The sequence below is a fragment of the Streptomyces sp. NPDC044106 genome, assembly GCF_056433985.1.
Map to the genome: position 1 here is coordinate 17,402 of NZ_JBWKFZ010000011.1, position 14,618 is coordinate 32,019.

Genomic DNA, 14,618 nt, shown 5'->3' on the forward strand with positions numbered 1-14,618 from the left:
CTGGAGTCGCGCGGGCGGCAGCGGACGGCCGGGCCGCTGTCGGCGCCACCGTCCCGCCCGCGCCTGAACACGGGCTGAACGCTGTCCGACAGCGAGGGGCCCGCTTTCCGAATCCGCCTGTGGGAGGCGGCCCGGCGCGAAGAATCAGCGCGGGACACCTTGACCCGCGATGCCCACGGCAATAGACAGCACGTACGTGCACACGCACCACCGCGTGGGGAGGCGAGCCGAGTGGACGCACAGCAGGCACGCAGCCTCCATGAGGGCCGGCTGATGCGGCTGGCCAATGTCACCGGAGTCGGCACCGGGAGGGATGAGCACTCGGGTCAGGACGTGATCGTCGTCTTTGTCACCCACCGAGTGCCCCGTGACCGTCTCCGTGACGAAGACGTGGTTCCGGACACGCTCGACGGCGTCCCCGTACGCGTACTCACCATCGGTGAAGTCGACGCACAGGACGGCGGGTCGTAGCGAGAGCGACGCCCGCGCGCGGTGCCGGAGCCCCACCCTTGTTCCAGGGGAAGAGGTGGTCTGGCGTGGTCAGCCAGCCCGAACTGATGCGAGGACCCACCGGCGGTCAGCTGAGCGACAGCTCCCGCCAGCAGGCGATGTCCGACTTCCTGCGGCCCCAGCAGCCGCTGGCCAACGTCGTCGGCTTCGGCCACGGTGTGAAGTGGAGCGGCGGAGAGCCCACCGGCGAGCCCGCCGTCATCGTGTTCGTCACCCAGAAGGTCCCGGAATCCATGCTCCCGGAGCGGGACGTCGTCCCGCGCCAGATGGACGACGGCACCCCGACCGACATCGTCGCGGTGGGCCACATCGCGGCGCAGCGCAGCAGGCAGAGCAGGCCGGGGGGCCGCCGGGCCGAGGACCGCTCCCCGGGGGCGTACGACTCCGACACCGGCATCGGCGAGCACCTCTCGGGCCTCGGGCAGCCACAGCTCGAGGAGTACGCCGGGCACACCATGTACGAGCCGCAGCTCCTCAAGCGCCGGATGCGCCCCTGCCCCTCCGGCTTCTCGGTCGGCAACGTCCGGGTGACCGCGGGCACGCTCGGCAGCGTGGTCTACGACTTCCTGCCCGGCGCCTCCGTCGACCCGCCGGGCTCCGGCCTCGGCACCCCGGCGAAGTTCTACGTCCTCTCCAACAACCACGTGCTCGCCGACTCCAACCGGGCGCAGCTTGGCAGCGCCATCGTGCAGCCCGGCGTCTTCGACGGCGGGCAGGACCCGGCGGACCGCATCGCGACCCTGGAGCGCTTCATCACGATCCAGTTCGCCCCGCAGATCCCGCTGGAGCGGCACAACAACGTCGTGGACGCGGCGCTCGGCGCGGTCGAGTTCCAGGACGCGACGCGTGAGCAGTACTTCAGCGGCGCCCCGCGCGCCTGGCGGCGCAAGGCCAACGTGGCCGTCGGCGACCTGGTGAAGAAGACCGGCAGGACGACGAACATCAGCTTCGGCCGGATCATCGCCGTCGACGCGACCGTCGACGTGAACTACGGCACGGCGGGCACGGCCCGGTTCAAGGACCAGATCATCACGACGAACATCTCGGCGGGCGGCGACTCCGGTTCGCTGGTCACCTCGCAGGACGACGTCGCGGTGGGCCTGCTCTTCGCCGGTTCCTCCGTCGCGACCATCGTCAACCACATCGAGAACGTCCGCGCGCTGCTGCGTGTGGAGATCGCCGAGCTGCTGGCCTGACGGTCAGGACGGAAGGAGGGTTTTCCATGACCACTCAGGCACGCAAGCAGAAGGACAGCCAGTCACGGATGTCGGAGCACCGCTTCCACAATCCGCAGGGCGCCGAGGTCAAGACGCGCGACGAGGCGTTCGCCGCGCCGGTCGCCGACGTGTCGGCCGAGGCACTGTCGGCGGACTGCAAGCTGACGCTCCACAACGGCACCGTCACCTTCGCCATCGAGGTGCGGTACAACCCCAACACCTACCCGCACGTGGTGACCGGGGGCCGGATCACGTCCGGCATCTGCGGTGCGCCGTGGGACATCACGGGCGGCTCGATCGGCGAGACGATCCGGCTCGACGCGAAGCGGTCGGGGCAGGGGTCGTGCGCGTCCACGATCACGATCGTGGGCGAGTTCCAGAATCCGCCGGCCTACCGGGGTACGTACGGGTTCGACGGGGCGTCGTCGTCGTTCAAGCACACGACTCGGTACGAATGCTGACGCAGGTCTGGTGAGCGGAACCCGGGTGGGCCTGATCTCCTGGCCCACCCGGGGTGCTGTCTGTCGCCCTCCGGGCTCGTCCTCAAACGCCGGACGGGCTTGAGAGGGCTAGAGGTTCCTCGCCTTGAAGGCCGCCTTGCGGGCCTCCTTCGCCACCTTCTTGTCGGGGTGCAGGCGGCCCATGGCCTCCAGGACGTCGGCCGTGGCGGGGTGGTCGACCCGCCATGCCGCGGCGAAGAAGCCGCTGTGCTGCTGGGCGAGGCCCTCGACCAGGCCCTGGAGTTCGTCCGAGTTGCCCTCGGCGGCGAGCTGCGCGGCGAGTGTGTCGATGGTCAGCCAGAAGATGAGCGCCTCCGACGGGGCGGGCACGTCCGCGGCGCCGTGCTCGGCGAGCCAGACCCGGGCGAGACCGCCGAGCTCCGGGTCGTCGAGGACCTCGCGGAGCGCGGGCTCCGCCTCGGCGCCGACCAGGGAGAGCGCCTGCTGGCAGCGGAGTCTGCGCAGCGGCGCGCCCTCGTCGCCGCCGCGCGCCGCGGCCAGCAGCTCGGCGGCGGCGGCCAGCGGTTCGTGCCGGGTGAGCCACTGCTCGATCTCGGCCTGCGCGGCGTGCTGCGGGAAGCCGGAGGTGCCGGCGAGCAGCGCGTCGGCGCCCTTGTCCGCGAGGTCGCCGACGGCGGGCGCGTCGACGCCGGCCTCCAGCATGCGGGCGCGGACGCCGTACAGGCCGAGCGGGGTGAGGCGGACCATGCCGTAGCGGCTGACGTCCTCCTCGTCGACGGGGGCAGGCTGCTCGGCGTTCTCGTCGTCGATGTCGGCCATGAGCGCCTCGTCGACGGGCTGGTACTCGACGAGGCCGAGCGGTTCGAAGAGCCGGAACTGGTCGTCGAGCTTCATCATCGCGTCCGACACCTGCTCCAGGATGTCGTCCGTGGGCTCGCCCATGTCGTCGGGGACGATCATCGAGGCGGCGAGGGCGGGCAGTGGCACCGGTCCCTCACCGCCCGCGGCGTCGCCCACGGTGAGCAGGTAGAGGTTGCCGAGTACGCCGTCGAGGAAGTCGGCCTCGGCCTGCGGGTCCCAGCCGAGCTCGTCGAAGTCGACCTCGCCGTTCTCCTCCAGGACGTCCAGGAGGTTCTCCATGTCGGGCACGGTGGCGTCCGCGTACACGGTGTCGAGGGCGCCGAGCCAGATGCCGAGGACGTCCTGCGGGCTGCCCGCCACGAGCGCCGCGAGGTCCGCGCCCTGCGTGACGGTGCCGTCCGCGCCCTCCTCGTCGGCGTCGGTGACGTCGACGAGGCCGGTGTCCACCGCGACCCGCCAGGCCTCGCTCGTGTACGCGGCGGCGTCCGCCTCCTCGATGCCCGCAGCCGCGAGGTCCAGCTCGGCCGCGGCCGCCGGGAGCTGGGCGTCGACGAGCTCGCCGCCCGCGCCGACGCGGGTCTCGGGCCCCGCCCAGCGGGCGAGCCGCACGGCGCGGGACAGCAGCGGAGTGGCGAGCGCGGCCCGCGCGAGTTCCGCTTCGGAGTGCAGCAGCACCGGCGGCAGGGTGGCGGGACTTACGGACATCGGCTGGTTCTCCTCCGAAGGTGTGGTCGCCGAGCGTTCGGATCGGCAAGGCGCAAGCCTAGACGGATTTGGCACCATGCGGCCCGGTTCATGTCCCTGTCAGGAAACGTACAGCGCGGGAACACCCGGGGAACCTTGACAACTGCCCTGGTCACGCAAGAGATTGACGCGCGTAGAGCACCTCCGCACCCTCGCACTCCTGCCTTCCCGCACTTCTGCACTCCTGCACTCCTCTGCGGGCGCCCGCTGTCCGCTCCGCCTTCCGTCACCCGGAGTTTCCCGATGCCGCACATACCCTCGCCCCGCGTCCCCAGATCCGCCGCCGTCGGCGCCGTGCTCGCCACCGCTCTCGCCGCGGGCCTGCTCGCGACCACCTCGTCCGCCGCCTCCGCCGACGAGGTCCGCATCCACGACATCCAGGGCACCACCCGCGTCTCGCCCCTGGCGGGACAGCAGGTCACAGGAGTCGCCGGCGTCGTGACCGGCGTCCGCGCATACGGCTCCAAGGGCTTCTGGATCCAGTCGGCCGCCGACGCCGCCGACAAGGACCCGGCCACCAGCGAGGCGGTCTTCGTCTTCACCGGCTCGGCGCCGCTCACCGTCGAGCCCGGGGACGCGGTCCGGGTCTCCGGGACGGTCGGGGAGTACGTTCCCGGGGGCGCGGGATCCGGCAACCAGTCCCTCACCCAGATCACCAAGCCGACGGTGAGCGTGGAGTCGTCGGGCAACGCGCTGCCCGCGCCGGTCACGATCGACGCGAAGTCCGTGCCCGCCGCGTACGCGCCGGACGGCGACCCCGCCCAGGGCAACAGCGTCAACGCGCTGCCGCTCAGGCCCCGTTCGTACGCCCTGGACCTCTACGAGTCCCTGGAGGGCATGAACGTACGCATCGGCACCTCGCGCGTGGTCGGCGCGACCGACACGTACAACGAGATGTGGGTGACCGTGAAGAAGCACGAGAACCGCAGCAGGCGCGGCGGCACCGTCTACGGCTCGTACCGCGCGCAGAACGGCGGCCGGCTGCAGATCCAGCAGCTCGCCCCCGTCTCCGAGCACCCCTTCCCCAAGGCGAACGTCGGCGACGTGCTGCGCGGCGGCGCCGAAGGGCCCCTGGACTTCAACCAGTTCGGTGGCTACACCCTCGCCGCCCGTGAGCTCGGCACCGTCACCGACAAGGGTCTCGTGCGCGAGAAGACGCGGCGGCAGGCCAAGGGTGAGCTCGCCGTGGCCACGTACAACGTCGAGAACCTCGACCCGAGTGACCCGCAGAAGAAGTTCGACGCGCTCGCCGCGGCCGTCGTCTCGAACCTCTCCTCGCCCGACATCGTCGCCCTGGAGGAGATCCAGGACGACAACGGCGCGAAGAACGACGGCACGGTCTCCGCGGAGGCGACCCTGAAGAAGTTCACGGACGCGGTCGTCGCCGCGGGCGGGCCGCGCTACGCGTGGCGCTCCGTCGACCCGCAGAACAACAAGGACGGCGGCGAGCCGGGCGGCAACATCCGTCAGGTCTTCCTCTACAACCCCGAGCGGGTCTCGTTCACCGAGCGTGCGCCCGGCGACGCCACCACCCCCACCGAGGTCGTGCGCGAGGGCAAGCGGGCCGCGCTGAGCCATTCCCCCGGACGCGTGGACCCGCTGAACACGGCGTGGGAGGACAGCCGCAAGCCGCTGGCCGGCGAGTTCGTCTTCCGCGGCCGCACGGTCTTCGTGATCGCCAACCACTTCGGGTCCAAGGGCGGCGACGAGGGTCTGACCTCGCACCACCAGCCGCCGGTGCGCTCCTCCGAGGCCAAGCGGCTGCGGCAGGCGCAGGCGGTGAACGGCTTCGTGAAGGAGCTGCGCGAGGCGCAGCGCGACGCGGACGTCGTGGTGCTCGGCGACATCAACGACTTCGAGTTCTCGGCGGCGGCCAAGGCCCTGGAGGACGGCGGCGTGCTTCGCTCGGCCGTGAGATCGCTGCCGCGCGCCGAGCGCTACTCCTACGTCTACCAGGGCAACTCGCAGGTCCTCGACCAGATCCTGACCAGCCCCGGGGTGGGGGACGACTTCGGCTACGACAGCGTGCACATCAACGCGGAGTTCGCCGAGCAGAACAGCGATCACGATCCGCAGGTGCTGCGCTTCAGGCCGTAGACCGTAGGCCGTAGGCGGTGGATCCGCTGGACCGCCTCAGCCGTAGAGGTGGTCCAGCCAGTCCTGCCAGGCCAGTTCGGTGCCCTTGGCGTCCGCGTGCGCACCGAAGTCGTGGACGCTGACGCCGACCGGAGCGCCGAAGTGGTTGCGGCCGAAGAACCGGTGCATCGTCTCGTCCGTGCGCAGTCCGATGAAGTACCGGCTGCGGAAGTCGATCACCGCGTTCAGCTCCCCTGCGGGGGCCTGGGCGCGGACGCGGGCGCCGTCCGTGGCGTCGTCGGGCAGGCCGAGGGCGCGGGCGAGTGCGGCGAAGGCATCCGGGGCGAGCGAGGCGAGCGGGCCGTTGACGGCGGAGAAGGCGACGGGGCGGCCCGCGAAGTACGTCATGTACTGGCCGAGGGTGTGCAGGTAGAAGTCGGTGTGGCGGACGGCGCTCTCGTACTGGGTGTCCGCGCTGCCGGTGAAGACGCCGCTGCGGACGTAGCGCAGCCAGGAGCGGCGCCCGCCGTCGCGGGGCTCGATGGTGTGGTCGAGCTGGTGCAGGCTCTGGCCCGGCACCCTGTCCGGGTCCTCGACGCGGGCGGTGAGGCGGCGGGGCGGGTCCCAGCGGGTGACGGTGCCGCCACAGGGGGCGGCACCGCCCTCGCGCGGCTCGTACTCCATGGGCCACTGCCAGCCGCCGGTGCCGGTGGTGAGGGCGGCCCAGAGCTGGTCGGGGGAGCCCTCGACCGCGAACTCCCTGACGATCTCGAAGGCCTCGCCCGCGCCGTCGGCCGCACCGGTCTCCCCGGCGGCCACGGGCCCGACCTCGTCGGCCCTCCCCCGGCCGGACCGGCGCCCGGCCGACCTGGCTGCCCTGCCCGACCTGCCCCTCCTGGCCCTGCCGTCGTCGCTCATACCGGCCGCCCGGGGGCGGAGGCGGGTGGAAGAGGCGGGTGCGGGTACGGGTGCGGGGCAACGGTCACGTCCAGCATGGCTCCACCGTCCCGCCGACCCCAACCGCTGTCCAGGCGGGTGGAGCCGTCGGCGGGACGGCGCCGGGAATTTACGCCTTGCTCGGTACGAAGCCGTACGCGAACCGGTACCGGGCGACCGCTCCGTCCCCCACGACGCCGGGGAATCCGCGCACCCGGCGCCACTGGGGCGTGGGCGAGCCGATGCCCTCGCCCGCCGCGGCGAGCGCGTCGATGTGGGCCTGCTCGCTCTCCCACTCGGCGTAGTTGAGGACCCGCCTGCCGTCGGTGCTGACGTGGAAGTGGGCGGAGCGCAGCCCCGGCTTCCCCGCCGGGTCGGTGTCCAGGGCCTCGATCACCCCGTCGGCCCAGGCGCGCTGCCGGTCCTCGTCGGGCCCTTCGAAGTCGACCTGCACGACCACGATCGCGAGCGCGCCGGAGTCGTGCCCCTCGCGGTCGCTGCCGTCGCTGTCGTCGCGTCCTTCGGTCCAACTGCGGTACAGGCGCGTCTTGTTCAGGCCGAGGCGCTCGATGCCCGGCACAGCCGCGTCGATGTCGGTGTTCCTGGCGTCCCTGCCGTTCCCGGAGTTGGCGAAGAAGTCCTGGTAGGCGGAGTCGTCGCGCCACTGCGAGCGGTGCAGGACGGTCGATCCGTCGGCGCCCGCGTACACCGTGTAGGAGAGCAGTCCCTCATGGGGCCAGGGGCGGCTCTCCCAGGCCTTCGCGATGGCGTCCAGGGTGGCCCGTTGCCGCTCGGGCGAACCGGTGCTCCAGGTGCTGATGAAGGTGAGGTCCCCGTCCTGCCGGGCCGGGTCGGGGAGGGTTCCGGTGCTGTGGGTCGCGGTCGTGGGCATGGCGGTCCGTCCGTCTCGGTCGATGTCGGTGCGCCCGCCGGGCCGGGGCCCGGCGGGACACGACCGACGATGCGACATCAACCAAGGTTGAGGTCAACCCCCGCGCGGTTTCGCGCCGTCATCGCCGCCGCGTCACAGCAGGTGGCCGCCGCCGTCCACGAGCAGGACCGCCCCGGTGATGTACGAGGAGTCGGCCAGGTCGGCCACCGCCTCCGCGATGTCCTCCGGGCGGCCCACCCGGCCCAGCGGGAGGCGGCCCGCGACCGCCTCCATGGTGGCCTCGATGCCCTCGACACCGTCGAACCAGGGGGTGTCGATCATGCCGGGCGCCACCGCGTTGACCCGGACGGCCGGGCCGAGCGTCTTGGCGAGCAGCTTCGTCATGTGGTTCACGGCGGCCTTGCTGACCGCGTACGGGATCGAGCTGCCGTCCGGCCGCACGCCCGCCTGCGAGGAGATGTTGACGATGCTGCCCGCCCCGCTCGCCCGCAGGTGCGGGACGGCCGCCGTGATGGTCTGCCAGACGCCGATGACGTTGACGTCGTACAGCTCACGCCACACGTCGGGGCTGGCGGCCGCGAGGTCGTCGTGGTCGATGAACCGGGTGGTACCGGCGCAGTTGACCAGGATGTCCAGTCGGCCGTACGTGTCGACGGCGCTCTGCACCAGCCGCGCGGCGTCGGCCTCGTCGGCGACGCTCGCCCGGACGTAGACGGCGTCCGGCAGTTCGGCCGCCAGCTTCTCGCCCGCCTCCACCGACCGGGCGGAGTTGACCACCACGCGGACGCCCGCCGCGGCGAGGCGGCGGGCGATGGCGGCGCCGATCCCGGAGGAGGATCCGGTCACCAGCGCGACGCGCCGCTCCGCGGTGGCGTCGCCGTCGCTGTCACTGCTCTTGCTGCTGTTCATCAAGCCTCAAACCTCTGCATCCGTCCGGCCTGTCGGCGCCCGGGGCGATCATGCCAGACGGGCACCGGTGTCAGCCCGGCCAGCGGCCCGTCAGACGCCGCACGCCGACCGCGCCGCCGCGGTCGACGGCGGCCCTGACGACGGCGAAGATCGCGCCCTGCAACGCGGCGGCGGCGAGGATCTCGCCCCAGGCGCGTTCCTCGTCGTGCGCGTCCGGTGCGTCGTCCTCGCCCGCCACCGCCTTCCAGGTGCGGTTGAACAGCGCGCTCGCGGCCACGCCGCCCAGCATGCCGAAGGCCAGACCGAGCGGCTTGTAGAGCACCTGTGCCCCGTTCATCGGCGCCCCGCCCGCTTGCGGCGCAGCAGCACGCAGGCGACCAGGACGCCCGCCCCGGCCGCGGCGAACGCGCGCGGGTGGCGGCCGCCGATCCTCGCGATACCGCTCGCGGCGGCCCGCACCGGCTCGGGCGCACCGTCCTGCACCCGGCGCGCGGCCTCGGCCACCTTCTCCTCGGCCTGGACCACCGCGGGGTGCTGCTCCGCGCGCGCCTTGCCGTCGAGCACGGCTCCCTTGGCCCGCTCGGCGCTCTCGGCCGCCTTGTCCTTCGCCCGGACCGCGCCGGCCGCCGCCTTGTCCTTCACGCGCGCCGTGCCTTCGGCCGTCACGCTCCTGGCGTGCTCCGCCTCGTCGGCCGCCTTGTCCTTGGCGCGCGCCGCCTGTTCCGTCACCTTGTCCTTCACCTGTGCCGCCGTCCCTCGTACCTGTTCCTTCACCGCTGCCGCCCGCTCCCGGGCGCGGGCCTTCACGTCCGCCTTCGCCGCCAGTTCCTCGACGGTCACGCCGAGACGGCCTCGGGTGTCCTCGATCTGCCGGCGCAGTTCGTCCGGCCCCTTCACGCCCGTGTTCTCCGGTTGCTCCGGCGTCTTCGTCATCGGTGCGCCCTTCCCTTGATCTCCTCGACATCCGCCTTGACGCTGTCCATCGCCCGCTGCGGCACGGGCGGTACCGCGCGGGCCAGTTGACCGCGTCCCAGCACCGCGAGCACCGCCGCCACGGCGAAGAGCACGCCGGTGACGATCAGGGCCGCGGCCCATACGGGCAGCACCAGGGAGAGGGCCGCGGCCGCCGTGGCCGACAGCGCCATGAGTCCGACGTACGAGACCGCGCCGGCCGCTCCGAGGAGCCCTCCGCCGCGTCCCGCCCGTTTGCCCTTCTCCGCCATCTCCTGGGCGGCCAGCCGCATTTCCTGGCGTACGAGTTCCGAAATCTGCGCGGTGGCCTGCTCGACGAGCTCTCCCACCGAGTGCCGCTCGTGTTCGCGTGTCGGCTGCTCGCCCATGGTTCCGGTCACAGTTTCGCCTCCCTCCTTCTGGGAGGCCCGGGTACCCGGGCGGGGCCGCGCTATCCCCGCTGATCTCGGGTGAACCGAGCAACCTCGTAGGCCTTCTTTCCATTACCTCGTAGAAGAATTAAGTGGAGCTTCAGAGTCGGGGTGCCCAGACTGTCCGCATGACCTCCGGAACCGCCGCGTCGGCCGCGCCCTTCGGCCGCACCCTCTGCGCGATGATCACGCCTTTCACCGCCGAGGGCCGCCTCGACCTCGACGGCGCCCAGCGCCTCGCCGACCACCTGGTGTCCGGAGGCTGCGAAGGGCTCGTCCTGTCCGGCACGACCGGCGAGTCGCCGACCACCTCCGACGACGAGAAGGCGGCGCTCGTGCGGGCCGTCGCCGACGCGGTCGGCGACCGGGCGTCCGTCGTCGCGGGCGTCGGCAGCAACGACACCCGGCACACCGTCGAGCTGGCCCTGCGGGCCGAGAAGGCGGGCGCCCACGGTTTGCTGGTGGTGACGCCGTACTACAGCCTCCCGCCGCAGGACGCCGTCGAGGCGCACTTCCGCACGGTCGCGGACGCCTGCGGGCTGCCGGTCCTGCTCTACGACATCCCGGGTCGCACCGGCACCCGTATCGCGACGGACACCGTGCTGCGGCTGGCGGACCATCCGCGGATCGTCGGCGTGAAGGACTGCGCGTACGACGTCCTCGGCAGTCAGAAGGTCATGTCCCGGACGGAGTCGGCGTACTACGCGGGCTGCGACGAGTTCAATTTGGCACTGTACGCGGTGGGCGGCGCCGGCTGCGTCAGCACGGTGGCCAACGTGCTCCCCGGCCTGCCGCGGGCGGTCTTCGACGCGTTCGACGCCGGTGACACGGCGGGTGCGCGCCGGCTGCAACTGGCCGCGACACCGCTGATCGAGGCGATGATGGCGTCGGGCCTGCCCGGCACGGTCACGGCGAAGGCCCTGCTCGGCGCCCTCGGGCTGCCCGCGGGTCCGGTGCGGGCACCGCTGCTGCCCGCCGGCCGCGAGGCGACCGACGGGCTGCTCGCCGCCTACGAGGAGACGCGGGCGGCGGTGCGGTGATCAGCGCCGGGCGAAGACCGGCGTCCAGCGTCCGACGCCATCGGCCTTCGACGAGCGGTAACCGCTGAGCGGGACGGTCTTCCTGCTCCCGATGGTGACGAGGACGAGCCGGTTGCGGTACTCGCTCGTGCCGGGCGCGATGTCCCAGGCGATGAGCCGCTTGTCGTCGGCCCAGGCGAGGAGTTCCTGGCCCGGCAGCTTGGCGACGCGCTTCCCGGTGAGGGGGTCGAGGACCTCGGTGGCGGTGGTCTCGCCGCTGCCCGCGTAGTCACCGGCGGCGAGCTTCCCGTTCGGGGAGAGCCGGGCCTCGACGGACCAGGTCAGATGCCTCTCGCGCGCGGGCGCGCTCTTCTTGTGCCCGGCGAAGTCGTAGTACTGCTCACTCGGTGCGCGGATGCGGCCCGTGTGGACCAGCGAGCCGTCCTGGCTGAAGTCGAAGTCCTGCCGGGTGTTGATGTCCGACATCCCCCATCCGCCGGGCTTGGTCTTCACCTCGCTCCAACTGCCTTTGCCGGAGGCCACGTCGAGGACGTAGAAGCCGGTCCTGGTCGGATCGGCCGGCCCCGGCTCCTCGTGCTTGCCGTCGTTGATCGGCCGGTCCTTGTCGAGCCGGTCGGGGTCGTCCGCGTACGTCGTCGCGACGAGCTTCCTGCCGTCCGGCGAGAACTCGACGCCGCCGACCCCGTGGTCCACCGGGATCCAGCGTTCGACCTTGCCGGTGATCAGGTTCAGCAGGCCGATCCGCCGGGTCGGCAGACCGCGTTCCAGGACCGCGGCGGTCCGCATGCCGGGCGCGATGTCCAGCCACGACCAGCGCGGCGCCTTGCGGTAGGTGCCGGTCTTCTGGTCGAGCAGCCGGAAGGTGCGGGTGATGCGGGCGTCGCCGTCGGACTGCTTGACGTGCTCGATCGTGCTGTACGCGGCGAGGGCCGTGTCGCCCGCGGCGATCAGCTCACGCGGCGGGGTCTGGCCGGGGTGCGCGACGACGTCGTCGTCCTGAAGCTCACTTGCCGGGCGCGGCTCCTGACTTCCGGAGTCGTGTCCGAGGACCGGCACGGCCACCGCGACGACGGCGGCCGTCGCCGCGACGAGCGAGGTGCCCACGACCGTCCGGGTCCTGCGCCGCTTGCGCGCGGCCAGCACACGGTCGGCCAGGTCCTCCGGCGCGGGCGGCCCTTGGTCCGCCTGCTCCCGCAGTGACTCACGCACCAGATCTGCCACATTCACGGTCGTACCTCCATGGGCGAGTAGTCGGGGGAAGCGAGCTGCTCCGCGGTGCCCCGGCCTTCGAGGTGCGCGAGCTCGGGCGCGAGGCCCCGCAGCCGGGCGAGGGAGCGGTGCGTGGTGCTGCGGACGGTGCCGACGGAGCAGCCGAGGACGGCGGCCACCTCCGCCTCCGGGAGATCCTCGAAGTAGCGCAGTACGAGCACGGTCCGCTGGCGCACGGTGAGCTTGGCGAGCGCCCCGCGCATCACGATGCGCAGCTCCGCCGCGGACGTGCCGTCCCCCGACGCGGCACGTTCGGGCGGCTCGGCGACGGCCAGTTCGCGTCGGGGCCACTTCAGCCGCCACCGGCTGACCTGCTGCCGGTACAGGATCCGGCGTACGTACGCCTCCGGTTCGTCGATCCGCTGCCACCGCCCGGCCGCCTTGACCAGGGCGTTCTGCAGCAGGTCCTCCCCCGCGTGCCGGTCGCCCCCGCAGAGCAGCACGGCGGTCCTCAGCAGCGCCGACGATCTGGTCGCCACGAACTCCCGGAAGCTGTTCTGCTCATCGGCATTCATCGTCACCTTCGCTCCCTGGTGGGCCTGTTGCCCTCCCGCATGGATGTGGACGGGTCCGGGAGCCTCCCGCTATGCCTGTGTGCGGAGAAAACCTGTGCGCGAAAAATCTGTGCGCGCAGAAAAGGAGCGGTCGCCCCACGTGGGGCGACCGCTCCTTTCGAGTGGCGAGCGGGCGTCTCAGGCTCCGGCCGGGAAACCCACCGCCCTGGTCCAGCGAAGCGTCTCTCCGCCCCCGCTGAAGGTGGTCTTCTTGCCTCCGGGTGCGATGACGATCTTCTCCCAGCCGTCGAAGTCCGTCGTGAGGTGCTTCGCCCACTTCGTCAGCGGTCCGAAGGACACCGCGGCGACCGACTCGGTCGGCGGCTCGCCGTCCGCGCAGTACGGACCGAAGTCGCCGAAGGCCGCGACGGTGCCGTCCTTGGCCTTGAGGGTGATGCCCTGGCAGGCGTCGACCTTGGTGCGGTACACCGCGGCGGGCTTGGACCACCCCTTGGCGCGGGGGCTGTAGTCCTGCACGTAGAGCCCCTTGCCCCGCAGGTAGTACATGGCCACGCGACGCTTGTCGGCGAGCTTGACCTGAGCGTCGAACGGGCTCGGGCTGCCGCTCCAGGGGATGTCGCTCCTCCCCAGCGGATGGCTGTGGTCGCCGGTCGCCGTCCGGCTCACCACCTGCGCGGCGCTTCGGACGTCGTCCCGTGGCTGACCCGCGCTCTGCCCGCACCCGGCGGCCAGGCCGAGCGCCGCGACGGCACCGAGGGCCAGGGCCCGTGCACCCGTTCTGTTCATGTCGCTCCCCCTGTGGCGTACGTCAGTTGTGGCTGTGCAGCACGTCGTTCAGGCCGCCCCACACCGCGTTGTTCGGGCGGGCCTCGACGGCGCCGGTGACCGAGTTGCGGCGGAAGAGGATGTTCGAGGCGCCGGAGAGCTCGCGGGCCTTGACGATCTGTCCGTCGGGCATCGTCACGCGGGTGCCCGCGGTGACGTACAGACCGGCCTCGACGACGCACTCGTCGCCCAGCGCGATGCCGACGCCCGCCTCGGCGCCGATCAGGCAGCGCTCGCCGATGACGATACGGACGTTGCCGCCGCCGGACAGCGTGCCCATCGTGGAGGCGCCGCCGCCGATGTCCGAGCCGTCGCCGACGACGACACCGGCGGAGATGCGGCCCTCGACCATGGAGGTGCCGAGCGTGCCCGCGTTGAAGTTCACGAAGCCCTCGTGCATGACCGTGGTGCCCTCGGAGAGGTGCGCGCCGAGCCGGACCCGGTCGGCGTCGGCGATGCGGACGCCCTTGGGCGCGACGTAGTCCGTCATGCGCGGGAACTTGTCGACGGACGTCACGGCGAGGTGCAGGCCCTCGGCGCGGGCGTTGAGCCGCACCTTCTCCAGGTCGTCGACGGCGACCGGACCGAGCGAGGTCCACGCGACGTTGGCGAGGAAGGCGAACTGGCCGTCCAGGTTCACGCCGTGCGGGCGCACCAGGCGGTGGCTGAGCAGGTGCAGGCGCAGGTAGACGTCGTGGGCGTCCAGCGGCTTGTCGTCGAGGGACGCGATGACCGTACGGACGGCGATGACCTCCACGCCGCGGCGGGCGTCCGGGCCCATCGCCTTGGCGGCGCCGTCGCCGAGCAGTTCCACGGCGCGCTCGGCGGTCAGCCGCTCGCTGCCCGCGGGGCCCGGCTCTGCGGTGAGCTCGGGCGCGGGGAACCAGGTGTCGAGAACGGTGCCGTCGGCGGTGACGGTGGCGAGGCCTGCGGCGACGGCGCCGGTGGTGCGGGAAGCATGCGTGTCGGTCATGGGTGAAA

16 protein-coding genes are annotated in these 14,618 nt (G+C 72.2%); 5 read left to right on the forward strand and 11 right to left on the reverse strand.

The genetic code is table 11. From position 1 onward, the window contains the following. The first annotated feature begins 231 nt into the window (after positions 1–231). From AC07DI_RS20820 to AC07DI_RS20830, 3 genes are all read left to right on the forward strand, one after another. Positions 232–471: a hypothetical protein gene (locus tag AC07DI_RS20820; protein WP_478905586.1), complete on the forward strand. Its 240-nt coding sequence runs from the start codon at positions 232–234 to the stop codon at positions 469–471. A gap of 65 nt (positions 472–536) precedes the next feature. Then, a complete protein-coding gene (locus tag AC07DI_RS20825) occupies positions 537–1,706 on the forward strand; it encodes a chymotrypsin family serine protease (protein ID WP_478905587.1) in 1,170 nt (389 codons plus the stop codon). A gap of 26 nt (positions 1,707–1,732) precedes the next feature. Beyond that, a complete protein-coding gene (locus AC07DI_RS20830) occupies positions 1,733–2,188 on the forward strand; it encodes a hypothetical protein (RefSeq protein WP_478905589.1) in 456 nt (151 codons plus the stop codon). A 108-nt stretch (positions 2,189–2,296) separates the two neighbouring features. Here AC07DI_RS20830 and AC07DI_RS20835 read toward each other — a convergent pair whose 3' ends face one another. Then, positions 2,297–3,754 (reverse strand): hypothetical protein, encoded by a 1,458-nt coding sequence (locus tag AC07DI_RS20835; RefSeq protein WP_478905591.1) that lies wholly within the window; start codon positions 3,752–3,754, stop codon positions 2,297–2,299. A 282-nt stretch (positions 3,755–4,036) separates the two neighbouring features. Here AC07DI_RS20835 and AC07DI_RS20840 point away from each other — a divergent pair, with 282 nt between their 5' ends. Further along, complete coding sequence (locus tag AC07DI_RS20840; protein ID WP_478905592.1) at positions 4,037–5,890, forward strand: endonuclease/exonuclease/phosphatase family protein; 1,854 nt, start codon at positions 4,037–4,039, stop codon at positions 5,888–5,890. 36 nt (positions 5,891–5,926) lie between these two features. Here AC07DI_RS20840 and AC07DI_RS20845 read toward each other — a convergent pair whose 3' ends face one another. From AC07DI_RS20845 to AC07DI_RS20870, 6 genes are all read right to left on the reverse strand, one after another. Then, on the reverse strand, positions 5,927–6,688 hold the full coding sequence (locus tag AC07DI_RS20845; RefSeq protein ID WP_478905594.1) for an SRPBCC family protein: 762 nt from the start codon (positions 6,686–6,688) through the stop codon (positions 5,927–5,929). 247 nt (positions 6,689–6,935) lie between these two features. Then, complete coding sequence (locus tag AC07DI_RS20850) at positions 6,936–7,697, reverse strand: antibiotic biosynthesis monooxygenase (protein ID WP_478905596.1); 762 nt, start codon at positions 7,695–7,697, stop codon at positions 6,936–6,938. 132 nt (positions 7,698–7,829) lie between these two features. Beyond that, entirely contained in the window at positions 7,830–8,606 is a 777-nt protein-coding gene (locus AC07DI_RS20855) for an SDR family NAD(P)-dependent oxidoreductase (protein ID WP_478905598.1), read from the reverse strand. Positions 8,607–8,676: 70 nt separating this feature from the next. After that, positions 8,677–8,943, reverse strand: coding sequence for a DUF4235 domain-containing protein (locus tag AC07DI_RS20860; RefSeq protein ID WP_384261017.1), 267 nt, complete (start codon positions 8,941–8,943; stop codon positions 8,677–8,679). Next, positions 8,940–9,539 (reverse strand): DUF3618 domain-containing protein, encoded by a 600-nt coding sequence (locus AC07DI_RS20865; protein WP_384261015.1) that lies wholly within the window; start codon positions 9,537–9,539, stop codon positions 8,940–8,942. The genes AC07DI_RS20860 and AC07DI_RS20865 overlap by 4 nt, the downstream gene beginning before the upstream one ends. Further along, entirely contained in the window at positions 9,536–9,958 is a 423-nt protein-coding gene (locus tag AC07DI_RS20870; protein ID WP_384261014.1) for a phage holin family protein, read from the reverse strand. Before AC07DI_RS20870 ends, AC07DI_RS20865 begins: the two co-directional genes overlap by 4 nt. Positions 9,959–10,116: 158 nt before the next feature. Between AC07DI_RS20870 and dapA the strand changes: the two genes are divergently transcribed. Further along, entirely contained in the window at positions 10,117–11,028 is a 912-nt protein-coding gene (dapA, locus tag AC07DI_RS20875) for a 4-hydroxy-tetrahydrodipicolinate synthase (protein WP_384261012.1), read from the forward strand. Here the strand turns inward: dapA and AC07DI_RS20880 are convergent, their stop codons facing one another. The 4 genes from AC07DI_RS20880 to dapD form a co-directional block, all read right to left on the reverse strand. After that, positions 11,029–12,255, reverse strand: a complete 1,227-nt coding sequence (locus AC07DI_RS20880; protein ID WP_478905601.1) for a WD40 repeat domain-containing protein — start codon at positions 12,253–12,255, stop codon at positions 11,029–11,031. It lies immediately after the preceding gene. Beyond that, entirely contained in the window at positions 12,252–12,812 is a 561-nt protein-coding gene (locus AC07DI_RS20885; RefSeq protein WP_478905603.1) for a SigE family RNA polymerase sigma factor, read from the reverse strand. Before AC07DI_RS20885 ends, AC07DI_RS20880 begins: the two co-directional genes overlap by 4 nt. A 177-nt stretch (positions 12,813–12,989) precedes the next feature. Next, positions 12,990–13,598 (reverse strand): hypothetical protein, encoded by a 609-nt coding sequence (locus AC07DI_RS20890; protein WP_478905604.1) that lies wholly within the window; start codon positions 13,596–13,598, stop codon positions 12,990–12,992. A gap of 22 nt (positions 13,599–13,620) precedes the next feature. Next, the gene (dapD, locus tag AC07DI_RS20895) at positions 13,621–14,610 is read right to left on the reverse strand and encodes a 2,3,4,5-tetrahydropyridine-2,6-dicarboxylate N-succinyltransferase (protein WP_478905605.1); all 990 of its coding nucleotides are present in this window, start codon (positions 14,608–14,610) and stop codon (positions 13,621–13,623) included. Positions 14,611–14,618 lie beyond the last annotated feature (8 nt).